Here is a 25,890-nt window from a genome sequence, read left to right as displayed (position 1 = left end):
GATCCGCAGTGGCCGCGCGCGCGAGCGCTCCGACGGCAGGTGGTTCACGGCCACGAGTCCTCCCCGTTGGTCACCGAAGAACGTGATCGACGGCACTTTCCCGGTGCCGGCGGCGGCAAACGGCGACCCGGCCTCACCCGGCCAACACGAGCCGGTCGTGCACCTCACGGACGCCGGGAGTCGACCAGGCCACCCGTTCCGCCTCGTCCCGCTGCCACCAGGAGCGGACCACCCCGGTCAGCACCACGGTGTCTCCGGTGACCTGGATGTCGACGCGTTCCGTGCCGGTCCGCCGGATCAGCACCCGGTGCAGGTCCCGGCGGGTCTGCTCGTCGCTGGGCGGGCTGGTCGGGCGGACCTCCACCAGGTTCGTCAACCCGCGTACGCCGCGCAGCCGGCGCAGCTCCCGTTCCGCGGTACGCCGCTGGAAACCGAACTCCACCTCGCCGCGGAGCATCACCCAACCGTTGGCGACGGTGACGTCCAGCCGCTCGGCGGGCACGAAACTGTCCCACTCCAGCGCCCGGCCGGCCGCGATGGCGATCTCCGCGTCGGTGCGCTCGTCCGTGCCGGGCAGGCGTACCTCGATCTCGCTGGCCACCGCCCGGACCCCGCGTACCCGGTGCGCGCAGCGCTCGGCCGCCCAGCGGCGGGCGTAACTGTCCACCCAGCCGGTGAGCGTGACCACGCCGGCGGAGACCGTCACGCCGATCTCGGTGGGCTGCGTCTGGGCGTCCCAGTCGAGCTCGTCGAGCACGTCCCGCTGGATCTCCGGATCGGTGCGGACGGCGGCTGCGGTGGTCATGACGTCCCCTCCCCGTACGGTTCCCGTCCGTCGAGGATGCCGCCACCCGGGGTGAGCCGGGTTCACCCGGTGCGGGTGAGCGGGGACGAAAAAGGCGGCGGGTGACGGAGCCAACCCCCTTGGCTCCGTCACCCGCCGCCTGGCGGAGGAAGGTCTGTATCCCCGGTAGGCGCCTCTCGGCGCGTCAATCCCCTATGACGTCTCGGCGAGCGTCACGGTTGCCGTCTGCGCCGATCCGTTCCGCTTGTACTGCACCTCGACCCGGTCGCCCACCTTGCCGGACTGGACCGCGCCGACCAGGTCGTTGGAGTCGTTGATCGCCTTGTCGCCGAACTTGGTGATCACGTCGCCCCGCTGGAGCCCGGCCTTCTCGGCGGCGCTGCCCGGGGTGACCGCGGCGACCAGCGCCCCGCCGTCCTCTGCGGCGTTGACGCTGACGCCGAGCGAGGGGTGGCTGACCTTCTCGCCGCGCTGGAGCTTCTCGGCGACGTTCTTGGCCTTGTTGCTCGGGATGGCGAAGCCGACGCCGATGTTGCCGTTGCTGCCCTGCCCGGCGGTGGCGATCGCGGTGTTGATGCCGATCACCTCGCCCCGGGTGTTGACCAGCGCGCCACCGGAGTTGCCCGGGTTGATCGGGGCGTCGGTCTGGAGCAGTCCGGAGATCGAGCTGGCGGCCTGCCCCGGGTTCTGCTGCTGGCCCTCCTCGCCGGCCTGGATGGTGCGGTCCCGGGCGCTGAGGATGCCCGCGGTGACCGAGCCCTGCAGGCCGAGCGGGCTGCCCAGGGCGAGCACCTGGTCGCCGACCTGCATCCCGTCGCTGTCGCCGAACTTGGCCGCCTTCAGGCCGCTCACCCCGCTGGCCTTGACCACCGCCAGGTCGGTCTTCGGGTCGGTGCCGATGATCTTCGCCTGCGCGGTCTTGCCATCGGCGAAGACCACCTTCACCGTGTCGCCGGTGGCGGAGGCGACCACGTGGTTGTTGGTCAGCACGAAACCGTCGGCGCTGAGGATCACCCCGGAGCCCTCACCGTTGTCCGTGATGATCGAGACCACGCTGTCCTGGACGGCGGCGGCGATCTTCGGCAGGTCCGCGCTGTTGAGCACCGGGGCCGCCGAGTAGGTGCGGGTGACGCCGCCCGAGTCGCCGTCGAGGGCGAGGGCGAGGGCGCCGCCGGCCACGCCGGAGCCGAACATCAGCGCCAGCACCAGCGCGCCCGCGCCGACGAACTTGCCCGCCCGGCTCGGGCGGGCCGCCGGCGCCGGGCCCCACGGCGGGACCGGCTGGCCCGGGTGGTGCGGCTGGCCCGGGTGGTGCGGCTGGTAGGCCTGGTGCCCCAGGTACGGCGGGACCGGCCCGCCGACGTGCGGCGGGTAGCCCGTTCCGCCCTGGTGCGCTCCGGCGGCCCAGCCGGTCTGCTGCTGGCCGCCGTACCAGGGCGTGCCCGGCTGCGGCTGCCCTGAGACCGGGTAGGGCGGGGCGGACGGGGTCGCCGTCGGCGGCGCGTACGGGCTGGCGGGAGCCGCTCCCTCCGGCCGGCCGGCCTCGAAGGCGGCGGTGGGGCCGGGTTCCGGGGCGGCGGCGGTGGCTTCCGGGGCGGCGGAGGTTCCGGCGGCCGGGGAGTCGGCCGGAACCGGCGCGGCGGCCGGGGTGGTGGGGTCGGACTGCCCGCTCTCGACGCGGGACAGCTCGGCGATGGGCTGCGACGGCTCGGCGTCGGCGGGAGCCGGCGACCGCTGCGGGTCGGTCTCGTACTCGGTCATGGGACCACCTTCTCCCCTGGCACTGCGATCAGCCTGGAACGTGCCTGAATGTTTTCTGAAAGTCAGTCGGACTGGTCCGGTGCCCCCGGCAGCAGCGGCAGCTTGACCCGGAAGGTTGCCCCGCCGCCGGGCGTCTCGGCCACCTCCACGGTGCCGTGGTGGGCCGCGACCAGCGCCGAGACGATGGCCAGCCCCAGCCCGGTGCTGGTGGCCCCACTGGGCCGCCGGGTCCGCGCCGCGTCGGCCCGGTAGAACCGCTCGAAGACCCGCTCGGCCTGCTCCGGGGTCAGCCCCGGACCGGTGTCCGCGACCTCCACCACGGCCAGGTTGCCCGGCTCGGTACGCAGCCGCAGGGTCACCGAGGTGTCCGGCGGCGTGTGGGTGAGCGCGTTGGTCATCAGGTTGCCGATCACCTGGCGCAGCCGGGCGTCGTCGCCGTGCACCACCAGCGCACCGGCGCCCGGCTCGATGTCCAGTTCGATCCGCCGCTCCGGGGCGACGGCGCGGGCGGCCTGCACCGCGTCGCCGGCCAGCACCGGCAGCTCCACCGGGGCCAGGGCGATCGGCCGTTCCCGATCCAGCCGGGCGAGCAACAGGAGGTCCTCCACGAGCAGCCCCATCCGGGCCGCCTCGTCCTCGATCCGGCGCAGCAGGCCGGCGGTCTGCTCCGGCTCGCGGGCCGCGCCCTGCCGGTACAGCTCGGCGAAGCCCCGGATGGTGGTCAGCGGGGTGCGCAGCTCGTGCGAGGCGTCCGCGACGAACTGCCGCATCCGCTCCTCGGAGCGTCGGGCCCGCGCCTCGGAGGCCTGCGCCGCCGCCGCCGCGTCCCGGGCACTGACCTCGGCGCTGCGGGCCGCTGCCTCGGAGGCGGCGCGGGCGGTGAAGGCGGCCTCGATCTGGGCCAGCATGGCGTTCAGCGCCCGGGACAGCCGGCCCAGCTCCGAGGTGGGGCAGGGCCGCCCCTCCTCCGGGTCGGGCACCCGCCGGGTCAGGTCACCGCCCGCGATGGCGGCGGCGGTGCGCTCGATTTCCACCAGCGGTTTCAGGCTGGTCCGGACGATCGCCGCGCCGACCGAGGCCAGGATGATCATCACCGCCCCGCCGACCAGCAGGTCGATCCAGATCAGGCGCTTGACGGCCAGGTCGACGTCGGTGAGGTGCTGTCCGAAGGCGATGATGCGGCCGTTGCCGAGGTCGGTGTAGAGCATCCGCCAGCGGGTGCGGCCGTCCTCGGAACGCACGGTGAACGGCTCACCCACCCGCGCCTGGTAGCCGGCATAGTCCACGGGAAAGCGCGGCAGCTCTTCGGTGCTCATCTCTGAGTAGCGCGAGGGTTCCTGCACGCCGTCGGCAGGGGTGGCCTGTGCGGCCACGTAGTCGGAGGGGATGTTGACCAGGAGTCGCCCTCCGCCGGCCTGGTCCAGCGCCCGGGCGACGCTCACGGTGTCGCCGCGGAGTTGCTCGTCCACCTGGGCGATCAGGTAGTCCCGGAGGAAGTAGGTGGTGAGTGCGCTGATCACGACCAGGGCGGCGGCCACCAGGGCCAGCACCGAGGTGACCAGCTTGACGCGGAGCGGGACGCTGCGCAGCCGTCCCTTCGCCTGCTCGAGCGTGTTCACGCCGCCGGCTTGCGCAGCACGTAGCCCACCCCGCGCAGGGTGTGGATCAGCCGGGGCTGGGTGTTGTCGACCTTGCGCCGCAGGTACGAGATGTAGGACTCGACGATGTTGTCGTCGCCCCGGAAGTCGTAGTTCCAGACGTGGTCGAGGATCTGCGCCTTGGAGAGCACCCGGTTGGCGTTGAGCATCAGGTAGCGCAGCAGCTTGAACTCGGTCGGCGAGAGTTGCACCCGCTGACCGGCCCGGTGCACCTCGTGGGTCTCCTCGTCCAGTTCCAGGTCGGCGAAGGTGAGCCGGGACGGCGCCTGCTCCCCGGTGGCGGTACGCCGCAGCACGGCGCGGATCCGGGCGGTGAGCTCCTCCAGGCTGAACGGCTTGGTGACGTAGTCGTCCCCGCCCAGGGTCAGCCCGCGGATCTTGTCGTCGGTGGCGTCCCGCGCGGTCAGGAAGACCACCGGGGTACGCGTGCCGCCCTCGCGGAGCATCCGGATGACCTCGAAGCCGTCCAGGTCGGGCAGCATCACGTCGAGCACCACCAGGTCGGGCCGGTGGTCCTTGGCGGCGTTGAGCGCCGCGCTGCCGCTGGTCGCGGTGGCCACGTCGAAGCCCGCGAAGCGCAGGCTCGCGGAGAGCAGTTCGAGGATGTTGGGATCGTCCTCGACGACGAGCAGTCGGGCCTCGGTCTGGGTAGCCACCATGTGGCCCATCATCCGCGCTCTCGCTGCGGCGACGCTGGGCGGTTCCTGGAAACAACCTGTGAGCCCGGCCCCGAGCCCGCCGGGCCGGGGACGGCCGTCAGCGGAGCAGCCGGCGCAGCCCGTCCAGCGCCCCGTCCAGCACCCGGATCGCGGTCCGCAGCTTGCTGTCGCTGAGCCGGCCGGCCCGGACCAGCGCGCCGACCTCGACGGTGAACGCGGCGAGCCGCTGGTCGAACTCGGCGAGCAGCGGTGATTCGGCCGGCTGCGGGGTTCCGTTGGTGGCGGGCCGGGCGGGCGGCGGCTCCCACCGGGCCGCCCGGCTCTGCCGGGTCTGCCGGGTCGCCTCGCGCAGTTCGCGCTTGAGGTCACGCACCGAGCCGCGTACCTCGGTCTGGATCTCGCCGGCCAGGGCGGAGAGGTCCTCGACGGAGGCGGTGATGTCCGATTCCAGGGTGGCCAGCTCACCGGCGCGCTGCCGCAGCTCCGCCCGGCCCGCGTCGGTGATCTCGTAGACCTTGCGCCCGCCGGCGGCGGTGTGGGTGACCAGTCCCTCGACCTCCAGCCGCTGCAGCCGGGGGTAGATGGTGCCGGCGCTCGGCGCGTACAGGCCGAGGAAGCGGTCCTCCAGCAGCCGGATCAGCTCGTAGCCGTGCCGGGGACCGTCGTCGAGGAGCTTGAGCAAGTAGAGCCGGAGCCGCCCGTGACTGAACACGGCGGTCACGGCAGCTCCTCCTCGTCGACCTCGTCGGTCTCGTCCACCGGCCGGGCCAGCAGCGCGATGCTGCCCGACGTCGCGGACGCCCAGAGCTTACCGTCGCCCGCGCCGAGGACCCCGTGGCTGTCCTTGGTCGCGCCGAACCCGCCGGCGCCGCGTACCTGGGGGAAGCCGCTGGTGATCCGGCCGGAGGTGGTGTGCAGGTGGACGGCGAGGTCGCTGTCCTCGCGGACCCGGACGGTGACGCTGCCGGAGATGGTGCTGAGCCGGATCTCGCTGCGCCGGGGGTTGTCCAGGTCGCAGGTGATCGCCCCGGAGACGGTGTTCGCCTGCACCCGCCCGGCGGCGCTGTCGGCGAGGATCACCTCTCCGGACACGGTCTCCATGGTCAGGTCGCCGGCCACCCCGAGCGCCTCCACCGGACCGGAGATGATCTTCGCGGCAGTCCGGCCGCGGAGCCCCATCAGGGTGATCTGCCCGGAGGTGACGTCCACCTGTGTCTCGCGGCGCAGGCCGGAGGCGACCAGTGAGCCGTCGATCAGGCGCAGGTCGGCCAGCACGTCGGCCGGTACGGCGATGGACACCTCGGCCCGGAACCGGCGGCCGAGCTGACCGAGCCACCAGAGGAACCCCGGCCAGCGCGGGATCCGCTCGTGGCCGACGTGCAGCCGGCCGTCCCGGTGCTCCACGATGACCGGCCGCCGGCCGACCCGGGTGACGTCGACCCGGGCCGGGCCGTCGGTGCCGACCACGTTGAGCCGGCCGGTGATCAGGCGTACCTCGAGCCGGGTGACCGGCTCGTCCAGAGTGATCCGCTGCGGGCTGTCGACCGTCCAGCTGGCCACGACGTCCTCCCCTCGGTGACGTACCGGTCCGCGGCACGTCGAGCGACGAGGAGAGCCTAACGCGATACATCGCGACGTATCAAGACTGTCCCGAGTCGGGGATCCGTCAGGCCGCCAGGTCCAGGTCCCGCACCGGCACGGGCGGGGCCGGGCGCCGGGCGCCGGGGACGAGGTGCACCGCCGACTCGGCGGCCCGGGCCAGCAGCCGGCGGTCCGCGTCCACGGCCGGGTGCAGCGCCGCGGTCACCGCCACCGACAGGGTCAGGTCGCGGGCCGCCAGCACCCGGCGTACCGAGTCCCAGAGGGTCTCGTCGCCGAGGAAGGCCGCCGCCGTCGTCGCCGTGCCGGTCGCGCCGCACCCGTAGCCGAGCCGCAGCGGCACCACCGGCGCCCCGGCGTCCACCGCCGCCTGGAACATGGCCGGCCGGAACCCCCGGCCCGGCCGGCAGTCGGCCGCCTCGCCGCACCAGGTGGTCCCCTCGGGGAAGACCGCGACCGGGTGACCGGCGCGCAGCGCGGCCGCGACCCGGCCCACCGTGGCCGGCAGCTCGCGGGGGCGCGCCCGATCCACGAAAATCGTCCCGGCCGCGGCGGCGAGCTGACCCACCAGCGGCCAGGTCCGCACCTCCCGCTTCGCCAGCATCCGGGCCGGCGCGACGGCCAGCACCGCCAGCACGTCCAGCCAGGAGACGTGGTTGGCCACCAGTAGGGCAGGCCGGCGTGGCAGCCGGCCCCGGACCACCAGCCGGATGCCGAGGGCCCGCAGCGTCCCCCGGGCCCAGCCGCGCACCGCGGCGTCGCGCTCCCCGGCGGGCAGCACCGCGAGCAGGCCGGCCAGCCCGACCCCGAGCACGAGCATGCCGAGTACGCCCACCAGCCGGCCGGCCCGGCGCAGGGCCGGCACGGTCGGCTCCACCACGAGCGGCAGGCAGTCCGGGCCGCAGCCGGAGGCGGGCCGCCAGAGACCGTCGACGGTCATCACTGCTCCCCACCGAGGAAGTGGCGCAGGTAGCGGGGGTTCATCCGGTCCAGCGAGAAGAGCACGTAGAAGTCGGCCACCCCGAAGTCCGGGTCGTACGCCGGCTCGCCGCAGACCCAGGCGCCGAGCCGGAGGTACCCGCGCAGCAGCGGCGGGACCAGCGCGCGACGCTCGGCCGGCGGCAGGGTGGCCGGGTCGACGGCGACCGGCGCCTCGGCGAACCACGGGCGCAGCGGGCGGACCCGCAGCGGCGGCGGCGCCAGGTGCCGGGCGCGGACCTGGGCCCACACCTCGGCGGCGGCCGACCCGCCGTCGGCCACCGGCACCGAGGCGCAGCCGCCGAGCCAACGCGACCCGCGCAGGTGCAGGTACCGGGTGATGCCGGCCCACATCAGGTTGATCACCGCGCCGGACCGGTGGTCCGGGTGCACGCACGACCGGCCGGCCTCGACCAGGTCGTCGCGGAGCGGGTCGAGCGCCGCAAGGTCGAACTCGCCCGCGGCGTACCGGCGGTCGGTGCGCCCGGGCGGCAGCAGCCGGTAGGTGCCGACCACCTCGGCGGTGCTGTCGTGCACGACGATCAGGTGGTCGCAGTGGGCGTCGAAGTCGTCGGTGTCCAGCCCGGCGGCGCCCGGGTGCAGGGTAGCGCCGAGCTCGGTGGCGAACACTTGGTGGCGCAGGCGTTGCGCGGCCGCGACCAGGGTGGGGTCGTCGGCGATCAGCAGGGTGTATCCGCTGGTCGTCAGGGGTGCGCCAGCGGCGTGCAGTACGGCCATGGGTATCTGTGTAAGGGCCTCGGGTTGCCGGCTGCGGGGTGAGGGGTGTCGATTCGGTGAACGCCACCCGGCGCTCGGGTCCGCCCGTTCACCTGCGGCGGACCGCCACCGAGCGGCGCGGCGGGCCGGCGCCGGCCGGTGCGGCGGGGCCGGAACGGGCGTGCGAGGCTGCCGGGGCGGTGCCCGGCGACGCGGCCGGAGCCCGGACCAGCCCGGAGGGCGTACATGATCATCGAGTCCCGCTTCGCCGGCCCGCCCGGCTCCGGCAACGGCGGCTGGAGCGCCGGCGTCTTCGCGGCAGCGCTCGACGACCGCGGCCCGGTGGAGGTCACGCTGCGCCGGCCGCCGCCGCTGGAGACCCCGCTGCGCGCGGTCGACGGGGAGATCCGCGACCCGGACGGCCAGGTCGTCGCGCAGGTACGCCGGGTCGAGCCGTTCACCGCCGTGGTGCCCCCGGTGGACGCGGCCACGGCGGCGGCTGCCGCGAAGACGTACCCCGGTCTGGTGGACCACCCCTTCCCCGGCTGCCACGTCTGCGGCCCGGCGAACCCGGACGGGCTGCGGATCTTTCCCGGCCGGCTGCCCGACGGGCGGACCGCCGCCCCGTTCCGGGCGCCCGAGCGGGTGGTCCGGGCTACGGTCTGGGCCGCGCTGGACTGCCCCGGCGGCTGGGCGGTGATCGCGCCGGGCCGCCCGTACGTCCTCGGCCGGATCGCCGCCGTGGTCGCCGGGCTGCCCGCGCCCGGCGACGAGTGCGTGGTCACCGGCGCGACGATCGGCGGCGAGGGGCGCAAGGCGGAGGTCCACTCCAGCCTCTACGGCCCGGACGGCGCCCTGCTCGGGTACGCCCGGGCCACCTGGATCGCGCTGCCGCCGGCCTGACGTCTCCTCCCTGGGGATGATCACCTCCTGCCCAGGACGGAGACGGGACTACGGACAGCGCCTGATTGACCAGCTTGCGCGGCCTTGCCAGGCTGGGCCCGGCGCCCCGCAGCGGCGTCCCCACCGGCGCGCCCGCGCGCCGTGGCAGGAGAGGAGAACGATGTCCGACGGGCAAAGGAGCCCCAGCGCCGGGTCCGGCCAGATCGTGGTGTCCGGACTGACCAAGCAGTACAAGAAAGTCCGGGCGGTGGACGACCTGTCCTTCACCGTCGAGCCGGGGCGGGTGACCGGCTTCCTCGGCCCGAACGGCGCCGGCAAGACGACCACCCTGCGCATGCTGCTCAACCTGGTCACCCCGACGGCTGGCACGGCGACCATCGGCGGTCGGCGGTACGCCGACCTGACCGACCCGCTGCGCTCGGTGGGCGCGGTGCTGGAGGCGTCCAGCGCGCACAAGGGCCGCACCGGGATCAACCACCTCCGGGTGATCTGCGCGGCGGCCGGCCTCCCGGCGTACCGGGCCGACGAGGCGATGGCGCTGGTCGGGCTCACCCCGGCGGCGAAGCGCAAGTTCAAGGGCTACTCGCTGGGCATGAAGCAGCGGCTCGGCATCGCCGCCGCGATGCTCGGCGACCCGCGGGTGCTGATCCTCGACGAGCCGGCCAACGGCCTCGACCCGGAGGGCATCCGGTGGATGCGCGGCTTCCTCAAGGGGCTGGCCGCCGAGGGCCGGACCGTGCTGGTCTCCAGCCACCTGCTGTCGGAGATGCAGTTGCTCGCGGACGACGTGGTGATCATCGCGGCCGGCAAGCTGGTCCGGCAGGGGCCGGTGGAGCAGGTGATCGGCTCGATGGCCCACGGCGTCCGGGTGCGGGTCCGCACCCCGCAGGCGGCGGAGCTGGTCGCGGCGCTGCGCGAGCAGGCCGCCACGGTGGACACCGACGAGCACGGCGCCCTGCTGGTGAGCGGGGTGGACGCGCCCACCGTGGGTCGGACCGCGCTGGCCGCCAAGGTGGAGCTGCACGAGCTGACCACCGAACGCCCCGATCTGGAAGGGGTCTTCCTCGAGCTGACGGCCGGAAAGGCGGACATCCGATGAACCTGGTCCGGTCCGAACTGCTCAAGATCCGTACGACCAGCACCTGGTGGCTGCTCGGCATCGGGGCGTTCCTGGCGACCGCCCTGGCCTTCGCGGTCAACGCCTGGCTCGCCCACCAGGTGCTCAGCGGCCACGCCGAGGACTTCGGGGTCAGCGGGGAGCAGGCGAGCGCCGCCGGCCAGGCGGCCAACCTCTACACCTCGGGTCAGTACCTGGGCCTGCTCTTCGTGATGCTGATCGGCATCCTGATGGTCACCAACGAGTTCTTCCACCAGACGGCGACCACCACCTTCCTCACCACGCCGCGGCGCACCTCGGTGATCCTGTCGAAGCTCGGCGCGGCCTCCCTGCTCGGCTTCGGCTTCTGGCTGGCCACCACGGTGATCGACCTGGCCGCCGGGGCGATCTTCCTCAGCGCCGACGGGCACGGCGCCCAGCTCGGCGAGTGGACGGTGCACCGCGCGCTGCTGCTCAACCTGCTGGCGTACGCGATCTGGACGATCCTCGGGGTGGGCATCGGCACGCTGATCCCCAACCAGCTCGGCGCGGTGATCACCGCGGCGGTGCTCTACCTGGTCGGCACCCAGGTGGTGCAGCTGCTCTTCTTCCTGCTCTCCAACTGGCTGGACAGCCAGGCGGTGGTGAAGTGGCAGGTCGTCTGGCCGGCCGTGGCGTCCCAGGTGATGATCAGCGGAAGCAGCACCGAGCTGACTCCCGACTGGTGGGTGGGCGCCCTGGTACTGGTCGGTTACGCGCTGGTCAGCGGCGTCTTCGGGGTCCTGATCACCCGGCGGCGCGACATCTCCTGACCGGTCGTCGGATGGCCCCGGGCGCGGCGGTGACCGCCGCCCCGGGGCCGTCCGGCATCTAGCAGGAGTCGCCGGGACACGCAGCGTTTGCCGAACTTCTGGCATCTTCTGTGAAACGGACCACCAGCCGGAGGCGAGAATGCCAGCCGCATCCGTACGGCGTAGCCTGGGACCGTCTTCCGTGCGCCCCGTTTCCGGCAGCGGCGGACACCGCGTGACATACGAACCCGCGTGAAAGAGGCGATTACCGGCCGTGTCGACCCAGCAGACTTCGCAGGAGAACCCACTGGCGGGTTTCGGCCCGAACGAATGGATCGTCGAGGAGATGTACCAGCGCTACCTCGCCGACCCATCGAGCGTCGACTCGGCCTGGCACGACTTCTTCGCCGACTACCGACCCGCGCCCGGTGCCGCGACCCCGCGCCCGGCCGACGGCCAGGCCAAGCCGGCCGCCGCGCCGGAGCCGGCCGAGCAGCAGGAGGCGGTCGCCGCCGTCACCCAGCAGCCGGCCCCCCAGAAGCCGGCGGCCAGGTCGGCCCCCGCCCCGGCAAAGCCGGCCGAGAAGCCCGCCGCCAAGCCGGCCGCGAAGGCCGCCCCGGCAAAGCCGGTCGCCAAGGCGCCGACGGTCAGCGCCGCCGGCACCACCCCGCTGCGCGGCGTGGCCGCCAAGATCGTGCAGAACATGGACGCCTCGCTGGCCGTGCCGACCGCGACCAGCGTACGCGCCGTCCCGGCCAAGCTGCTGGTCGACAACCGCATCGTGATCAACAACCACCTCGCCCGCGGGCGCGGCGGCAAGGTCAGCTTCACCCACCTGATCGGGTACGCGATGGTCCGGGCGCTGGTCGAGCACCCGGAGATGAACAACTCCTTCGCCGAGGTCGACGGCAAGCCGGCCGTGGTCCGCCCGGAGCACGTGAACCTGGGCATCGCGATCGACCTGGCCAAGCCGGACGGCTCCCGCAACCTCGTGGTCCCGTCCATCAAGGCCTGCGAGCAGATGGACTTCCGGCAGTTCTGGCAGGCGTACGAGGACGTGGTCCGGCGTGCCCGCCGCAACGAGCTGACCATGGAGGACTACGCCGGCACCACGATCTCGCTGACCAACCCGGGCGGCATCGGCACCGTCCACTCGATCCCGCGCCTGATGCAGGGGCAGAGCGCCATCGTCGGCGTCGGCGCCATGGAATACCCGGCGCCCTACCAGGGCATGAGCGAGGCGACCCTGGCCGAGCTGGCGGTCAGCAAGATCATCACGCTGACCAGCACGTACGACCACCGGATCATCCAGGGCGCGCAGTCCGGCGAGTTCCTCAAGGTGATGCACGAGCTGCTGCTCGGCGAGCGCGGCTTCTACGACCAGATCTTCACCTCGCTGCGCATCCCCTACGAGCCGGTGCGCTGGGTGCGCGACGTCGCCGTCGACTCCGAGGGCCAGATCAACAAGACCGCGCGGGTGCACGAGCTGATCCACGCGTACCGGGTGCGCGGCCACCTGATGGCCGACACCGACCCGCTCGAGTTCAAGATCCGCAAGCACCCGGACCTGGACGTCCTCCAGCACGGGCTGACCCTGTGGGACCTGGACCGGGTGTTCCCGGTCAACGGCTTCGCCGGCAAGCAGCGGATGAAGCTGCGCGAGATCCTCGGTGTGCTGCGCGACTCGTACTGCCGCCGGGTCGGCATCGAGTACATGCACATCCAGGACCCGGAGGAGCGGCGCTGGATCCAGGAGCGGATCGAGCGCAAGTACGAGAAGCCCAACCCGGACGAGCAGAAGCACGTGCTCAACCGGCTCAACGCCGCCGAGGCGTTCGAGACCTTCCTGCAGACCAAGTACGTCGGGCAGAAGCGGTTCTCCCTGGAGGGCGCCGAGTCGCTGATCCCGCTGCTGGGCGAGATCCTGGAGTCGTCCGCCGAGGGCGGGCAGGACGAGGTCGTCATCGGCATGGCCCACCGCGGCCGGCTCAACGTGCTGGCCAACATCGTCGGCAAGCCGTACGAGAAGATCTTCTCCGAGTTCGAGGGGCACCTCGACCCGCGCTCCACCCAGGGCTCGGGCGACGTGAAGTACCACCTCGGCCAGAACGGCAAGTTCACCACCCCGAACGGCGAGCACGCGGTCAAGGTGTCGGTGGTGGCGAACCCGTCGCACCTGGAGGCCGTGGACCCGGTGCTGGAGGGCATCGTCCGGGCCAAGCAGGATCGGATCGACCTCAAGCTGGAGGGCTACACCGTGCTGCCGCTGGCGGTGCACGGTGACGCCGCCTTCGCCGGCCAGGGCGTGGTCGCCGAGACGCTCAACCTCTCCCAGCTGCGCGGGTACCGCACCGGCGGCACCGTGCACGTGGTGGTCAACAACCAGGTCGGCTTCACCACCGCCCCGGAGTACAGTCGGTCCAGCCTCTACAGCACCGACGTGGCCCGGATGATCCAGGCGCCGATCTTCCACGTCAACGGCGACGACCCCGAGGCCGTGGTCCGGGTCGCCCGGCTGGCCTTCGAGTACCGGCAGGCGTTCAACAAGGACGTCGTGATCGACATGGTCTGCTACCGGCGGCGCGGGCACAACGAGGGCGACGACCCGTCGATGTCCAACCCCCAGATGTACAAGATCATCGACTCGAAGCGCTCGGTGCGGAAGCTCTACACCGAGGAGCTGATCGGGCGGGGCGACATCACCGTCGAGGACGCGGAGGAGCTGCTGCGCGACTATCAGGCGCAGCTGGAGCGGGTCTTCAAGGCCACCCGCGACGCCGCCACCACCCCGCGCCAGCTCAGCCGGCCGCCCCGCCAGGAGGAGCCGGAGCCGCTCGTGGAGACGGCCACCGACGCCGCCGTGGTCAAGGCCATCGGCGAGGCTCACGTCAACCTGCCGGAGGGCTTCACCCCGCACAAGCGGATCCAGCAGCTGCTGGACCGGCGGGCGAAGATGTCCGTCGAGGGCAACATCGACTGGGGCTACGGCGAGATCATCGCCTTGGGCGCGCTGCTGCACGACGGGGTCACCGTCCGGCTCGCCGGGCAGGACTCCCGCCGGGGCACCTTCGTCCAGCGGCACGCCTCGGTGGTCGACGCGAAGACCGGCGACGACTACCTGCCGCTGAAGACGCTCACCGGAGACGGCGAGCGGTCCCGCTTCTTCGTGCACGACTCGCTGCTGTCCGAGTACGCCGCGATGGGCTTCGAGTACGGCTACTCGGTGGAGAACGTCAACGCGCTGGTCTGCTGGGAGGCCCAGTTCGGTGACTTCGTCAACGGCGCCCAGTCGGTGATCGACGAGTTCATCTCCTCCGGCGAGGTGAAGTGGGGCCAGCGCTCCGCCGTCACCCTGCTGCTGCCGCACGGCCACGAGGGCCAGGGCCCGGACCACACCTCCGGCCGCCCGGAGCGGTTCCTCCAGCTCTGCGCCGAGGACAACATGCGGGTGGCCATCCCGACCACCCCGGCGAACTACTTCCACCTGCTGCGTCGTCAGGCCCTGTCGTCGAAGCGCAAGCCGCTGGTGGTGTTCACGCCGAAGTCGCTGCTGCGGCACAAGCTCTGCGTCTCCTCGGTGGAGGACTTCACCACCGGCACCTTCCAGCCGGTGCTGGCCGACACCGCCGCCCCGGCGCCGGAGCAGGTGAAGCGGGTGCTGCTGTGCTCGGGCAAGGTCTACTACGACCTGTTCCAGGCCCGGGCCGAGCGGGGGGTCACCGACACCGTGATCATCCGGATGGAGCAGCTCTACCCGCTGCCGATCGAGGAGATCCGGGCCGCCCTGGCGCAGTACCCGAACGCCGAGGACTTCGCCTGGGTCCAGGAGGAGCCGGCCAACCAGGGCGCCTGGTCGTTCGTGGCGCTCAACCTGCTGGAGCACCTGACCGACGTCCGGCTGCGGCGCATCTCCCGCCCGGCCGCCGCCGCCCCGGCGGGCGGCTCGGCCAAGATGCACGAGGTGGAGCTGAACGCGCTGATCGAGGCGGCCCTCCCCCGCCCGTGACCTGACCGCACCGCCAGCACCGGGGCAGCGACCGTACGACGGCCGCTGCCCCGCCTCATGTGGCGGCCCCGTTTCCGAGAGGACACACCGATGTACTTCACCGACCGCGGCATCGAGGAACTGGTCGAGCGCCGGGGCGAAGAGCAGGTCAGCCTGGAGTGGCTGGGCGAACGCCTCCGCGACTTCGTCGACCTGAACCCGGAGTTCGAGACCCCGATGGAGCGTTTCGCCACCTGGCTCGCCCGGTTGGACGACGAGGACGACGAGTAGCCGGCCGCGGGTCAGCTGTTCGGTGAACCTACGAGGCGCAGGTACCGCTCGACGACCGCCGTCGTTCGCTCGACGTCACCGGTGGCCAGCAGGTCGAGCAGAGCGCCGCGCAGCAACGCCAGGCCGAGCGCCCCGCTCGTCCCGTCGGCGTGGTCGCCACCCTCGGGCAGCGCCGCCAGCAGCCCGAGCCAGTCCTCGACCGTCTGCCGGGCGAAGCCGGCCCACGGCCCGTCCGGCTCGCTCAGTGAGCGGGCGTACGCCTGGAGCCAGAGGATCAGCATCGGCCGGTGCGCCGGATCCACGAGCCAACCCCAGGTGGTCCGCACCGTGGCGACGAAATCGGCCGGGTCCCCCGCGTGCCGGGCCCGGCGGAGGGCGGTCAGTTCGTCAGCCCGGGCCCGGGCGAGCAGGGCGCGGATCAGCTCCTCCTTGGATCCGAAGAGGAAAAGCAGGACCCGAGGGCTGGAGCCGATCGCGGCGGCGAGCGGGCGCAGCGACAGCTCCGCCAGCCCGTGCTCCAGCGCGTACCGGTAGGCCAGCTCCAAGAGCTCGTCCCGGCGGGCGCTCGGGGGTCGCTCGTGCCGCGTCACAGCGCTACTCTGCCACTGAAACGACTGTTTCAGTAGCGGAGGGGCGTCGATGAGCGTGCAGATTCGGCCGTTGGGCCGCCCGGGCGACCTCGGCTGGGTGGTGCTGGCCCACGGCGAGGTGTACGCCGCCGAATTCGGCTGGGACACGAGCTTCGAGGCGCTCGTGGCCCGGATCGTGGCCGACTACGCCGCCGCCCACGACCCGGCGCGGGAGGCCGCGTGGATCGCCGAAGTCGACGGGGAGCGGGTCGGCTGCGTCTTCTGCGTCGCCGTGGACGAGCACACCGCCCAACTCCGGATCCTGTTGGTCGACCCCTCGGCCCGGGGCCGGCACCTCGGTGGCCGGCTGGTCGACGAGTGCCTGTCCTTCGCCCGACGGGCGGGGTACGCCCAGATGCGGCTCTGGACCAACCACCCGCTGGTCGCGGCCCGCCAGATCTACCTTTCCCGGGGTTTTCGGCTGGTCAAGGAGGAACCCCACCACAGCTTCGGTGTGGCCCTGAGCGGCCAGGTGTACGAACGGGACCTCGCACCGGCTGAGGCGTGATGCTCACCGACCGTTTGACGCGGGCGGGGTGGATCGAGTCCACTGGAGAGCAGCGCCCCGGGTCCCGCTAGGGCCCGCCGGAGCGTACGCCGCCGGACGACAGGGAGGCGGAAGTGGACCCCGAGACCCGCAAGCCGCCGCAGGACGCGGTGACCGTCCGCCGCCTGCGCCTCGGCATCGGTTCCGTCGGCATCGCGCTGCCGGTCGTGCTGGTGGTCGGCCACCTCGTCGCCACCCGACGGCTCACGCTGCTGGACTCGCTCAGCGGCTACTACCACACCGAGATGCGGGACGTCTTCGTCGGCGCGCTCTGCGCGATCGGGGTGTTCCTGATCAGCTATCGGTACCGCTGGCCGGACGACGTCTTGAGCACCGTCGCCGGGGTGCTGGCGATCGCGGTGGCCCTGTTCCCCACGACGGTCGGCGCCCCGGCCGGCACCACGAGCGGCACCGACCGGACGGTCGGGGTGGTGCACCAGGTCGCCGCCGCGGCCCTGTTCCTGCTCCTCGCGGTCTTCTGCCTGTTCCTCTTCACCCGGCCGGACCGGGTGGGCGTACCGCAGGGGCGGTCGGTCAACCGGTTCTACCGCGCCTGCGGGCTGGTCATCCTGGCGGCCATCGCGCTCGCGCCGGCGAGCACCGCGTTGCCCGCGGACGTACGCCACACGCTCAAGCCGGTGCTGTGGTGCGAGACGGTCGCCGTCTTCGCGTTCGGTGCCGCGTGGGTGGTCAAGAGCGCCGCGCTCTTCGCGGCGTCCGGTCCGGTCGACCCGGTGCCGGACGTCGGGCGCGACGCCACGCCGGCCGCCTCCTGATCGGGCCGGTGGGCCCGGGCACAAGGACCCGGGCGCGGGGTACCCCGATCTTGTAGCGTGAGGTCGTGGCGCGCAGCGTGTACCTGACCAGCGTGGGGTCCGGCGGGGGAAAGTCGACCATCGCGCTCGGGCTGGCCGAGCTGCTCTCCCGCCAGGTCGGGCGGATCGGCGCGTTCCGACCGCTGGTTTCCGGGGCCGGCACCGACCCGATCCTCGCCCTGCTCACCGACCGCTACCGGTTGGACCTCCCGGTCGCCGAGCTGTCCGGCAGCACGTACGCGGAGGCGACGGCGCTGGTCGCGGAGGGCCGGCGGGAGGAGCTGATCGCCCGGATCGTCGCCCGCTACCGGGACGTCGAGCGGCGCTGCCCCGCGCTGGTCGTGGTGGGCAGCGACTTCGCCGACGGGGACGGCGCCGGCCCACGCGAGCTGGCCTTCAACGCCCGGCTGGCCACCGAGTTCGGCAGCGTGGTGGTGCCCGTGGTCGACGGCTTCGGCCAGGAGCCGGCGGCGATCGCGGCGGCCGCCCGCGGGGCGTACCACGACCTCGAGGATCTCGGCGCGACGGTGCTGGCGGTGATCGCCAACCGGGTGCCCGGGCCGATGGCGCTCCCCGAGCTGCCCGTCCCCGCGTACGCGATCCCGGAGGTGCCGACCGTCTCGGCGCCGACCGTGGCGGAGGTGGCGGCGGCCCTCGGCGCCACCCTGCTGGCCGGCGACGACGCCGCGCTCGACCGGGACGTGCTCGACTACGTGGTGGGCGCCGCGCACGTGCCGACCCTGCTGGACCACCTGACCGAGGGCGCGCTGGTGATCACCCCGGGCGACCGGGCCGACCTACTGGTCGCGGCGAGCGCCGCGCACGTCGCCGGTCAGGTCTCGGTGGCCGGGCTGGTGCTCACCCTCGGCGAGCAGCCCGACCCGCGGGCGATGCGGGTGGTCGAGGGCCTGAACACCGGTCTCGCCGTGCTCTCGGTGACCAGCGACAGCTACGACACGGTGGCCGCGTCCAGCCGGATCGAGGGCCGCCCGAGCGTCGACAACCCGCGCAAGGTCGAGGCCGCGCTCGGCGCCTTCGAACGCTGCGTGGACACCGTCGACCTGGCCCGCCGGCTGCGGGTCAGCCGCTCCGAGCGGGTCACCCCGCTGATGTTCGAGAACGACCTGATCGACCGGGCCCGGACGAACCGCCGCCGGCTGGTGCTGCCGGAGGGCGCCGAGGAGCGGATCCTGCGCGCGGCGGAGATCGTGCTGCGCCGGGGCGTCGCCGACCTGACCCTGCTCGGCCGCCCCGACGACATCGCCCGGCGTACCCGGGAGCTGGGCATCGACATCGGCGACGCCGAGGTGGTCGACCCGGTCACCAGCGGCTGGCGGGACGACTTCGCCGCCCAGTACGCGAAGCTGCGCGCGCACCGGGGCATCACCGTCGAGCTGGCCCACGACATCGTGGCCCAGCCCAACTACTTCGGCAGCATGATGGTGCAGACCGGTCACGCCGACGGCATGGTCTCCGGGGCGACCCACACCACCGCGGCCACCATCCGCCCCGCCTTCGAGATCATCCGTGCCGTGCCGGGCGTCTCGGTCGCCTCCAGCGTCTTCTTCATGCTGCTCGCCGACCGGGTGCTGGTCTACGGGGACTGCGCGGTCAACCGCGACCCGGATGCCGCCCAGCTCGCGGACATCGCCACCTCCTCCGCCGACACCGCGGCGCGGTTCGGCATCGAGCCGCGGGTGGCGATGCTGTCGTACTCGACCGGCAGCTCGGGCGCCGGCGCCGACGTGGAGAAGGTCGCGGCGGCCACCAAGCTGGTCCGCGAGCGCCGGCCGGAGCTGCTGGTGGAGGGCCCGATCCAGTACGACGCGGCGATCGATCCGCAGGTCGCGGCCACGAAGCTGCCGGACAGCCCGGTGGCCGGGCGGGCCACCGTCTTCATCTTCCCGGACCTGAACACCGGCAACAACACGTACAAGGCGGTGCAGCGCTCGGCCGGCGCGGTGGCGGTCGGCCCGGTGATGCAGGGCCTGCGCCGGCCGGTCAACGACCTGTCGCGGGGTGCGACCGTCCCGGACATCGTCAACACCGTCGCCATCACCGCCATCCAGGCCGCTGCGGAGGCATCATGAGCCGGGTACTGGTGCTCAACTGCGGGTCGTCGTCGGTCAAGTACCGGCTCTACGACGACGAGGAGGTCCGCGCCAAGGGCAAGGTGGAGCGGGTTGGCGAGCCGGGCGGCGGGCCGGCCGACCACGAGACCGCGGTCCGGCAGATCCTCGCCGGGCTGGACCTGGCCGGGCTGACGGCGGTGGGGCACCGGGTCGTGCACGGCGGCCGGAAGTTCAGTGAACCTGTCCTGATCGACGACGCGGTCTTCACCGCGATCGAGCGTCTTGTGCCCCTCGCACCGCTGCACAACCCCGTCAATCTGGCCGGCATCCGGGTGGCCCGCGAGTCGCTGCCGGACGTCCCGCAGGTCGCCGTCTTCGACACCGCATTCCACCACACGCTGCCGGAGGCCGCCGCCACGTACGCCATCGACCGGGACACCGCGCAGCGGTACGGCGTCCGGCGCTACGGCTTCCACGGCACCTCGCACGCGTACGTCTCCCGGCGCACCGCCGAGCTGCTGGAGCGGCCGTACGAGGAGCTGAACGTCATCACCCTGCACCTGGGCAACGGGGCCAGCGCCTGCGCGGTCTCCGGTGGACGGAGCGTGGCGACCTCGATGGGGATGTCGCCGCTGGAGGGCCTGGTGATGGGCACCCGCAGCGGTGACCTCGATCCGACCGTCATCTTCCACCTGCGCCGCGAGGGCGGGATGACCGTCGACGACATCGACGACCTGCTGAACCACCGCAGCGGCCTGCACGGCCTGACCGGGGCCAACGACATGCGCGAGGTGCTGGCCCGGAGGGACGCCGGGGACGCCGGCGCCGCGCTCGCCTTCGACGTCTACTGCCGCCGGATCAAGGGCTACCTCGGCGGGTACTACGCGCTGCTCGGGCGGGTCGACGCGGTCACCTTCACCGCCGGGGTCGGCGAGCACGCGGCGCCGGTCCGCGCGGCGGCGCTGGCCGGCCTGGATCGGCTCGGCATCACCGTGGACCCCGCGCGCAACGACGGCAGCGGCGACCGGGTGATCTCGCCGGACGGGGCCGAGGTGACGGTCTGCGTCATCAGCACGGACGAGGAGCGGGAGATCGCCCGGGAGACCCGGGCCGTGGTGGCGGCGACCCACCACTGACCCGGGTACGGCTCAGCTCAGCGCGAGCCAGGCGACCACGGCCACCACCAGCACGACGACCGCCGCGCCGACGATCAGCGGGAGGCGGGACGGCGCGACGTCCGGGGCGGCGCCCTCGGGCGTGTGGACGAAGGCGCGGAACTGCTCGGTGTTACCGCTCGGGTCGGTGTAGTTCTCAGGCATGCCGGTGACCCTAGCGAAGCCCGTCGACGCGGATCGTCCCGCCGGGCCGATGGCGGCAGGTCGGCCCGGCCGGCCGAGCCGCACCGACCGGGTGGTGACGGCAGCCGGTCCGGACGGCGGGGCCGCCCGGCCCACCCGCCCGCCTAACGTGGAGCGGTGGGGGTGCAGCGGCTGGTCGCCGCGCTGTCGACGGCGCTGCTGGCGGGCTGCGGACCGGCCACCGCCGCGGCTGGGCCACCCCCAGGGACCGTCCGTGTCGTCTCCTTCGGGCACGCCCCGCAGCGGAGCTGGCCGGTCGGCGTCCGGCAGCTCACCGTCGATCCGGACGGTCCACGACCGCTCCCGGTCACCATCTGGTACCCCGCCGCCCCGGGCGGCCCGGGTGGCCCGTCGACGACCGGGCCGGTGCCGATGGCTGACGCACCCGTCGCGACGGGACGGTTCCCGGTCGTCGTCTACAGCCACGGGCTGCGCAGCCTCCCCGAGCTGCAGGCCGCGCTGACCACCCGGTGGGCCGCCGCCGGCTTCGTGGTCGCCGCACCGACCTATCCCCGCACCAACCTGCGCGCCCCGGACTTCACCAGGGCGGACGTCCGCAACCAGCCGGCCGACGGGTGGCGACTGATCCGCCACCTGGTCCGCCTCGACGCCCGCCACGACGACCCGCTCGCCGGGCACCTGGCCGTCGATCGGATCGCCGCGGCCGGTCACTCGGCGGGCGGCTTCACCACGGCCGGCATGTTCACCTCCGGACACTCGGCGCGACTGCGCTCCGGCATCGTGATCGCCGGCGGGGGCCTGGCGGGCAGCTTCGCCGGCCCACCCGCACCGCTGCTGTTCGTGCACGGGGCCGCCGACCCGATCGTGCCGGAGTCCGTGGGTCGCGCCGCGTACGCCCGGGCGACCGGGCCGGCGGCCTTCCTGAGCCTGCCCGCCCAGGGTCACGGCGAGTACCTCACTCCGGGCCACCCCGGCTTCGCCCAGGTCCTCGCCACCACCACCGACTTCCTCCGCTGGACCCTCTACGCCGACCCGAGCGCCCTGCACCGCCTCCCCGCCGACGCCGAGGGTCCGCCGATCACCGTCTTCACCAGCCGCCTTCCGCGCTGATCCGGGGGCGGCAGTCCGAGTTCGACTACAGATCGCCGAGGTGGCGGCATCCAACGCCGCCCGATCCCGCCACCTCGGCGACCTGGTGCCGACCGGACGGCGAGGGGCGGCACGCGGAGGGCACGGAGCGGTAGCGTTCGGCGGATGGACGGGGGCGGACTGGTCGGGCGGCAGCTGGAGACGGTTCGGGCGGTGGTGGCATGGTGCGCGGCGGCCCGGATCGCGGTCTGGCTGCGCGGGGGCTGGGCGATGGACTTCCACCTCGGCGAGGTGACCCGGCCGCACGTGGACGTCGACTGGTACTGCTGGCGGGCCGACGCGGAACGGCTGGCCGTCCTGCTGCGTGACCAGGGGTGGCGGCCGGACCCCCGGATGCCGGCCGAACTGCAGCTCGACCTGCTCCGGGACGACGTCGAACTGAGCTTCGCCTACCTTGACCGGGACGCGGACGGCCGGCTGGTGGTCGGTGCCGGGCCGTGGGCCGGCACCCCGCTGCCCGACGGGATGCTGGACGGGCCACGGGGCCGGATCGGACCGGTCACCGCACCCGTGATCAGCGTGGCCGCGCAGATCGAGTTCAAGGAGATGTTCCCGGTCTGGATGCCCGACCGGCCCAGGCGGGCCAAGGACGCGGCGGACATCGCCCGCCTTCGAGCCAGCCTTCCCGGCCAGCCAGCCACCTGAGACCACCGCGGCAACCCTGGACGCTCGGTCACGGAGCGCGGCGTCCGGCCGCCCGCGACCGCCGATCCGGCCACGCTCCGTTGGATGTCGGGCCGGCGACCCGGGGGCGCGAGGCACAATCGTCTTCATGTCCCGTCGCCGTACCTCCGCCCTCGCCGCCGCCGCCCTGCTCACCGTGGGCCTGGCCGGCTGCTCGGGCGGTGCCGCGCCGACCGTGCGCAGCGCCCCGACCCCGCCGCCGAAGGCGACCACCCCCGCGCCCCGGGTACCCGCCGGGCACGCACCCACCGCGGCCTTCGCGGTCGGCGTACGGCAGCTGAAGCTGAACCGCGACGGCGACCGCCCCCTGCCGGTGACCCTCTGGTACCCGGCCCGGGGCGCGGCCGGCGGCGCGCCGGAGCGCTCGGCGCCGGCCGCGACCGGCCGGTTCCCGGTGGTGATGTTCAGCCACGGCCTGGGCGCCCGGCCGGAGGACTACCAGCTGCTGCTGAGCCGCTGGGCGGCGGCGGGTTTCGTGGTCGCCGCGCCCCGGTTCCCGCACACCGGCACGGGCGGCGACGGCAGCGTGCTCGACGTGCTCAACCAGCCGGCCGACGTGTCGTACGCGCTGACCCAGGTGCTCGCCCTCGACGCGAAGGCCGATGACCCGCTGCACGGCCGGCTGGACCCCGAGCGGGTGGCCGCGGCCGGGCACAGCGCCGGCGGGGTGACCACGATCGGGCTCTTCACCGCCGGGCGGGACGAGCGGCTGGACGCCGGCATCGTCTTCGCCGGCACGGCGCTCGGGGTCGGCACCGCCTTCGCCGGCGCCGCCGCGCCGCAGCTCTTCGTGCACGGCGAGGCCGACGAGGTGGTGAACTACGCCGCCGGCAAGGCCGTCTACGACGCGGTGCCCTGGCCGAAGGCCATGCTCAGCCTGCCGAAGGGCGACCACGGCCGGGCCCTGCTCACCGACGGCAAGGCGCTGCGGGTGGTCTCCGACACCACCGTCGAGTTCCTCCGCTGGACCCTCTACGGCGACGCGAAGGCCAGGGACCGCCTCCCCGCCGACGCCACCCGCGGCGACCTGGCCACCCTCGACGACCACCTCTGAGCGGCCGCCGAGGGCGGCCGGCTCAGGCGGTGTGGTCGACGACGACCTTGCCGAAGACGTCACCGGAGGCGAGGCGGGCGAAGGCCTCCTCGATCCGGCTGAACGGCACCACGCTGTCGATCACCGGGCGCACGTCCCGCTCGGCGCAGAACGCGAGCAGCTCGGTCAGCTCGTCCGGGGTGCCCATCGAGGTGCCCAGGATCTCCAGCTGCATGGCGAAGACCCGACGCAGGTTGACCTTGGGCTCGTAGCCGGCGGTGGCGCCGGAGACGACGATCCGGGCCATCGGCGCGGCCGACTTCAGGGAGTGGTCGAAGGTCGCCGCGCCGACCGTCTCGATCACCACGTCGACCCGCTCGGGCAGGCGCGCGCCGGGTTCCAGCGCGGTCGCGCCCAGTTCGGTGATCCGCTCCCGCTTGGCGGCGTCCCGGCTGGTCGCGTACACCCGCTTGCCGAGCGCGACGCCGAGCGCGACGGCCGCGGTGGCCACGCCGCCACCGGCCCCCTGGACCAGCACCGACTCGCCGTCGTCGACCCGGCCCTTGGTGGTGAGCATCCGCCACGCGGTCAGCCAGGCCGTGGGCAGGCACGCCGCGTCGGCCGCCGCCAGGCCGGTGGGCAGCGGCAGCAGGTTCATCCGGGGTACGGCCACCCGCTCGGCGAAGGTACCGGGGAAGTGCTCGGAGAGGATGGACATCCCGCGCGGGTCGCCCGGGGTGGGCACCACCGGGTAGATGACCACCTCGTTGCCGTCCGGGTCGGTCCCGACCGCGTCGCAGCCGAGGATCATCGGCAGCTGGTCCGGGCCGAGCCCCACCCCGCGCAGCGACCAGAGGTCGTGGTGGTTGAGCGAGCTGGCACGCACCTGCACGCTGACCCAGTCCCGCTGCGGGTGGGCCGGCTCGGGGCGGTCGCCGACGGTGAGCGCGGCGAGCGGGTTGTCGGCGTCGAAGCTCGAGGCATAGGCGGCACGCATGATCGGCACGGTAACAAGCTGAGCGCCCGTTAAGAAGGGGCCCTTCCCATCAAAACGCGATAAGAAGGGCCCCGTGCTCCTGCGCGGCGCCGGTCAGCGGCGGGCGACGCCGTCGCGGCGGGCGGCCTCGGCCACCGCCTCGGCGACCGCCGGGGCGACCCGCGGGTCCAGCGGGGAGGGCACGATCGCCTCGGCGGTCAGCGACTCGGCGACCACGCCGGCGATCGCGTCGGCGGCGGCCACCTTCATCCCCTCGGTGATCCGGGTGGCCCGGGCGTCCAGCGCACCTCGGAACACGCCGGGGAAGGCGAGCACGTTGTTGATCTGGTTGGGGTAGTCGCTGCGACCGGTGGCCACCACCGCCACGTGCCGGGCGGCCACCTCGGGGTGCACCTCGGGGGTGGGGTTGGCCAGCGCGAAGACGATGCCCCCGGGCGCCATTCCGGCCACCGCCGCCTCGGGGATCTGCCCGCCGGAGACGCCGACCAGGACGTCCGCGCCGCGCAGCGCCTCGGTGATGCCGCCCTGCCGGCCCTCGGCGTTGGTGATCTCCGCCAGCTCGGCCTTGCTCCCGGTCAGCTCGCGGTGCCGGCCGATGATCCCCTTGGAATCGCAGACCACCACCTGGTCCGGGTTCACTCCCCCGGCGACCAGCATCTTCGTCACCGCCACCCCGGCCGCACCGGCGCCGCTGACCGCCACCCGCAGGTCGCCGAGCTTGCGGTTGAGCAGGGTGGCGGCGTTACGCAGCGCGGCCAGCACCACGATCGCGGTGCCGTGCTGGTCGTCGTGGAAGACCGGGATCGGCAGCGCCTCGTCGAGCCGGCGTTCCACCTCGAAGCAGCGCGGAGCGCTGATGTCCTCCAGGTTGATCCCGCCGAACGACGGGGCGAGCGCCCGCACCGCGGTCACGATCTCGTCCACGTCCTGGGTGTCCAGGCAGATCGGCACCGCGTCCACGCCGGCGAACTGCTTGAACAGCACCGCCTTGCCCTCCATCACCGGCAGCGCCGCGCGGGGGCCGATGTTGCCCAGCCCGAGTACAGCGGACCCGTCGGTGACCACGGCGACGGTGTGCGACACCCAGGTGTAGTCATCGGCGAGGGCGGGGTCGGCGGCGATCGCCTCGCACACCCGGGCCACGCCGGGGGTGTACGCGAGGGAGAGATCCTCCCGGCTGGTGAGCGGAACGGTCGAGGCGACGGCCATCTTGCCGCCGACGTGCAGCCGGAAGACGGGATCGGCGGGGTCCACGGTGGACGAAGACATTGGTGACTCCAGGATCTGTCGAGCAGACGGACCGGCCGGCTCGGGCGCGAGGTCAGCGGCGAGCGGGGCGGGCGGTGCGGGGGTCACCCGGGCACTTTTCGAGCATAGTGGCGCAGGCGGAGCGCCGATGTGA

The 25,890-nt window shown here is 73.4% G+C and carries 24 protein-coding genes; 12 read left to right on the top strand and 12 right to left on the bottom strand.

Translation table 11 applies throughout. The features are described 5' to 3' along the window. Positions 1-133: 133 nt before the first annotated feature. The 8 genes from GA0070613_RS14270 to GA0070613_RS14235 form a co-directional block, all read right to left on the bottom strand. Positions 134-805 carry a BON domain-containing protein gene (locus GA0070613_RS14270; RefSeq protein ID WP_089012752.1) on the bottom strand — a complete coding sequence of 224 codons (672 nt, stop codon included), beginning with the start codon at positions 803-805 and terminating at the stop codon, positions 134-136. 192 nt (positions 806-997) lie between these two features. Then, entirely contained in the window at positions 998-2,566 is a 1,569-nt protein-coding gene (locus GA0070613_RS14265) for a S1C family serine protease (RefSeq protein WP_089012751.1), read from the bottom strand. A 62-nt stretch (positions 2,567-2,628) separates the two neighbouring features. Further along, entirely contained in the window at positions 2,629-4,185 is a 1,557-nt protein-coding gene (locus tag GA0070613_RS14260) for a HAMP domain-containing sensor histidine kinase (RefSeq protein ID WP_089012750.1), read from the bottom strand. Further along, positions 4,182-4,883, bottom strand: a complete 702-nt coding sequence (locus GA0070613_RS14255; RefSeq protein WP_089012749.1) for a response regulator transcription factor — start codon at positions 4,881-4,883, stop codon at positions 4,182-4,184. Before GA0070613_RS14255 ends, GA0070613_RS14260 begins: the two co-directional genes overlap by 4 nt. Positions 4,884-4,980: 97 nt before the next feature. Next, the gene (locus GA0070613_RS14250; RefSeq protein ID WP_089012748.1) at positions 4,981-5,604 is read right to left on the bottom strand and encodes a PadR family transcriptional regulator; all 624 of its coding nucleotides are present in this window, start codon (positions 5,602-5,604) and stop codon (positions 4,981-4,983) included. Then, positions 5,601-6,443 (bottom strand): DUF4097 family beta strand repeat-containing protein, encoded by an 843-nt coding sequence (locus tag GA0070613_RS14245; RefSeq protein ID WP_089012747.1) that lies wholly within the window; start codon positions 6,441-6,443, stop codon positions 5,601-5,603. Before GA0070613_RS14245 ends, GA0070613_RS14250 begins: the two co-directional genes overlap by 4 nt. A 106-nt stretch (positions 6,444-6,549) precedes the next feature. Beyond that, complete coding sequence (locus GA0070613_RS14240) at positions 6,550-7,422, bottom strand: lysophospholipid acyltransferase family protein (RefSeq protein ID WP_089012746.1); 873 nt, start codon at positions 7,420-7,422, stop codon at positions 6,550-6,552. Continuing rightward, entirely contained in the window at positions 7,422-8,198 is a 777-nt protein-coding gene (locus GA0070613_RS14235) for a GNAT family N-acetyltransferase (protein ID WP_089012745.1), read from the bottom strand. The genes GA0070613_RS14240 and GA0070613_RS14235 overlap by 1 nt, the downstream gene beginning before the upstream one ends. 225 nt (positions 8,199-8,423) lie before the next feature. On the opposite strand from GA0070613_RS14235, the gene GA0070613_RS14230 reads away from it, so the two are divergent. The 5 genes from GA0070613_RS14230 to GA0070613_RS14210 all read left to right on the top strand — a co-directional run bounded on the left by GA0070613_RS14230 (position 8,424) and on the right by GA0070613_RS14210 (position 15,243). Continuing rightward, a complete protein-coding gene (locus GA0070613_RS14230; protein ID WP_089012744.1) occupies positions 8,424-9,080 on the top strand; it encodes a hypothetical protein in 657 nt (218 codons plus the stop codon). Between the two features lie 160 nt (positions 9,081-9,240). After that, positions 9,241-10,179 carry an ABC transporter ATP-binding protein gene (locus GA0070613_RS14225; RefSeq protein WP_089012743.1) on the top strand — a complete coding sequence of 313 codons (939 nt, stop codon included), beginning with the start codon at positions 9,241-9,243 and terminating at the stop codon, positions 10,177-10,179. Beyond that, positions 10,176-10,988 carry an ABC transporter permease gene (locus tag GA0070613_RS14220; protein WP_089012742.1) on the top strand — a complete coding sequence of 271 codons (813 nt, stop codon included), beginning with the start codon at positions 10,176-10,178 and terminating at the stop codon, positions 10,986-10,988. The genes GA0070613_RS14225 and GA0070613_RS14220 overlap by 4 nt, the downstream gene beginning before the upstream one ends. A 253-nt stretch (positions 10,989-11,241) precedes the next feature. Continuing rightward, a complete protein-coding gene (locus tag GA0070613_RS14215) occupies positions 11,242-14,973 on the top strand; it encodes a multifunctional oxoglutarate decarboxylase/oxoglutarate dehydrogenase thiamine pyrophosphate-binding subunit/dihydrolipoyllysine-residue succinyltransferase subunit (protein ID WP_089012741.1) in 3,732 nt (1,243 codons plus the stop codon). 90 nt (positions 14,974-15,063) lie between these two features. Then, positions 15,064-15,243, top strand: coding sequence for a DUF6104 family protein (locus GA0070613_RS14210; RefSeq protein WP_089012740.1), 180 nt, complete (start codon positions 15,064-15,066; stop codon positions 15,241-15,243). Positions 15,244-15,254: 11 nt separating this feature from the next. Here GA0070613_RS14210 and GA0070613_RS14205 read toward each other — a convergent pair whose 3' ends face one another. Next, positions 15,255-15,833: a TetR/AcrR family transcriptional regulator gene (locus GA0070613_RS14205; protein WP_089012739.1), complete on the bottom strand. Its 579-nt coding sequence runs from the start codon at positions 15,831-15,833 to the stop codon at positions 15,255-15,257. Between the two features lie 49 nt (positions 15,834-15,882). Here GA0070613_RS14205 and GA0070613_RS14200 point away from each other — a divergent pair, with 49 nt between their 5' ends. The 4 genes from GA0070613_RS14200 to GA0070613_RS14185 all read left to right on the top strand — a co-directional run bounded on the left by GA0070613_RS14200 (position 15,883) and on the right by GA0070613_RS14185 (position 20,442). Continuing rightward, complete coding sequence (locus tag GA0070613_RS14200) at positions 15,883-16,380, top strand: GNAT family N-acetyltransferase (RefSeq protein WP_089012738.1); 498 nt, start codon at positions 15,883-15,885, stop codon at positions 16,378-16,380. Between the two features lie 113 nt (positions 16,381-16,493). Further along, a complete protein-coding gene (locus GA0070613_RS14195) occupies positions 16,494-17,195 on the top strand; it encodes a DUF998 domain-containing protein (protein ID WP_197699075.1) in 702 nt (233 codons plus the stop codon). A gap of 65 nt (positions 17,196-17,260) precedes the next feature. Continuing rightward, positions 17,261-19,324 (top strand): phosphate acetyltransferase, encoded by a 2,064-nt coding sequence (gene pta, locus GA0070613_RS14190; protein WP_089012737.1) that lies wholly within the window; start codon positions 17,261-17,263, stop codon positions 19,322-19,324. Next, entirely contained in the window at positions 19,321-20,442 is a 1,122-nt protein-coding gene (locus tag GA0070613_RS14185; protein WP_089012736.1) for an acetate/propionate family kinase, read from the top strand. The genes pta and GA0070613_RS14185 overlap by 4 nt, the downstream gene beginning before the upstream one ends. A 12-nt stretch (positions 20,443-20,454) precedes the next feature. Here GA0070613_RS14185 and GA0070613_RS32760 read toward each other — a convergent pair whose 3' ends face one another. Then, on the bottom strand, positions 20,455-20,625 hold the full coding sequence (locus tag GA0070613_RS32760; RefSeq protein WP_172875819.1) for a hypothetical protein: 171 nt from the start codon (positions 20,623-20,625) through the stop codon (positions 20,455-20,457). Positions 20,626-20,781: 156 nt separating this feature from the next. Between GA0070613_RS32760 and GA0070613_RS14175 the strand changes: the two genes are divergently transcribed. From GA0070613_RS14175 to GA0070613_RS14165, 3 genes are all read left to right on the top strand, one after another. Beyond that, the gene (locus GA0070613_RS14175; RefSeq protein WP_089012734.1) at positions 20,782-21,735 is read left to right on the top strand and encodes an alpha/beta hydrolase family protein; all 954 of its coding nucleotides are present in this window, start codon (positions 20,782-20,784) and stop codon (positions 21,733-21,735) included. Positions 21,736-21,879: 144 nt separating this feature from the next. Continuing rightward, on the top strand, positions 21,880-22,419 hold the full coding sequence (locus tag GA0070613_RS14170; protein WP_089012733.1) for a nucleotidyltransferase domain-containing protein: 540 nt from the start codon (positions 21,880-21,882) through the stop codon (positions 22,417-22,419). A gap of 127 nt (positions 22,420-22,546) precedes the next feature. Further along, positions 22,547-23,512: an alpha/beta hydrolase family protein gene (locus GA0070613_RS14165; RefSeq protein WP_089012732.1), complete on the top strand. Its 966-nt coding sequence runs from the start codon at positions 22,547-22,549 to the stop codon at positions 23,510-23,512. Positions 23,513-23,534: 22 nt separating this feature from the next. Here the strand turns inward: GA0070613_RS14165 and GA0070613_RS14160 are convergent, their stop codons facing one another. Both GA0070613_RS14160 and GA0070613_RS14155 read right to left on the bottom strand, forming a co-directional pair. Then, entirely contained in the window at positions 23,535-24,497 is a 963-nt protein-coding gene (locus GA0070613_RS14160; RefSeq protein WP_172875818.1) for a zinc-binding dehydrogenase, read from the bottom strand. Positions 24,498-24,581: 84 nt separating this feature from the next. Beyond that, positions 24,582-25,757, bottom strand: a complete 1,176-nt coding sequence (locus tag GA0070613_RS14155) for an NAD(P)-dependent malic enzyme (protein WP_089012731.1) — start codon at positions 25,755-25,757, stop codon at positions 24,582-24,584. Between the last annotated feature and the right edge of the window lie 133 nt (positions 25,758-25,890).

This window comes from Micromonospora inositola, assembly GCF_900090285.1.
GTDB lineage: Bacteria > Actinomycetota > Actinomycetes > Mycobacteriales > Micromonosporaceae > Micromonospora > Micromonospora inositola.
Note: the sequence above shows the minus strand (reverse complement) of the source record. Positions and strands in the feature narration are given on the sequence as shown.

Bases quoted from the DNA above. Each gene is read 5' to 3' on its own strand.
- GA0070613_RS14240 (WP_089012746.1), bottom strand. From the start codon at position 7,422: ATGACCGTCGACGGTCTCTGGCGGCCCGCCTCCGGCTGCGGCCCGGAC.
- GA0070613_RS14265 (WP_089012751.1), bottom strand. From the start codon at position 2,566: ATGACCGAGTACGAGACCGACCCGCAGCGGTCGCCGGCTCCCGCCGAC.
- GA0070613_RS14270 (WP_089012752.1), bottom strand. From the start codon at position 805: ATGACCACCGCAGCCGCCGTCCGCACCGATCCGGAGATCCAGCGGGAC.
- GA0070613_RS14235 (WP_089012745.1), bottom strand. From the start codon at position 8,198: ATGGCCGTACTGCACGCCGCTGGCGCACCCCTGACGACCAGCGGATAC.
- GA0070613_RS14210 (WP_089012740.1), top strand. From the start codon at position 15,064: ATGTACTTCACCGACCGCGGCATCGAGGAACTGGTCGAGCGCCGGGGC.
- GA0070613_RS14185 (WP_089012736.1), top strand. From the start codon at position 19,321: ATGAGCCGGGTACTGGTGCTCAACTGCGGGTCGTCGTCGGTCAAGTAC.
- GA0070613_RS32760 (WP_172875819.1), bottom strand. From the start codon at position 20,625: ATGCCTGAGAACTACACCGACCCGAGCGGTAACACCGAGCAGTTCCGC.
- GA0070613_RS14220 (WP_089012742.1), top strand. From the start codon at position 10,176: ATGAACCTGGTCCGGTCCGAACTGCTCAAGATCCGTACGACCAGCACC.
- GA0070613_RS14225 (WP_089012743.1), top strand. From the start codon at position 9,241: ATGTCCGACGGGCAAAGGAGCCCCAGCGCCGGGTCCGGCCAGATCGTG.
- GA0070613_RS14255 (WP_089012749.1), bottom strand. From the start codon at position 4,883: ATGGTGGCTACCCAGACCGAGGCCCGACTGCTCGTCGTCGAGGACGAT.
- GA0070613_RS14170 (WP_089012733.1), top strand. From the start codon at position 21,880: ATGGACGGGGGCGGACTGGTCGGGCGGCAGCTGGAGACGGTTCGGGCG.
- GA0070613_RS14230 (WP_089012744.1), top strand. From the start codon at position 8,424: ATGATCATCGAGTCCCGCTTCGCCGGCCCGCCCGGCTCCGGCAACGGC.
- GA0070613_RS14155 (WP_089012731.1), bottom strand. From the start codon at position 25,757: ATGTCTTCGTCCACCGTGGACCCCGCCGATCCCGTCTTCCGGCTGCAC.
- GA0070613_RS14200 (WP_089012738.1), top strand. From the start codon at position 15,883: ATGAGCGTGCAGATTCGGCCGTTGGGCCGCCCGGGCGACCTCGGCTGG.
- GA0070613_RS14165 (WP_089012732.1), top strand. From the start codon at position 22,547: ATGTCCCGTCGCCGTACCTCCGCCCTCGCCGCCGCCGCCCTGCTCACC.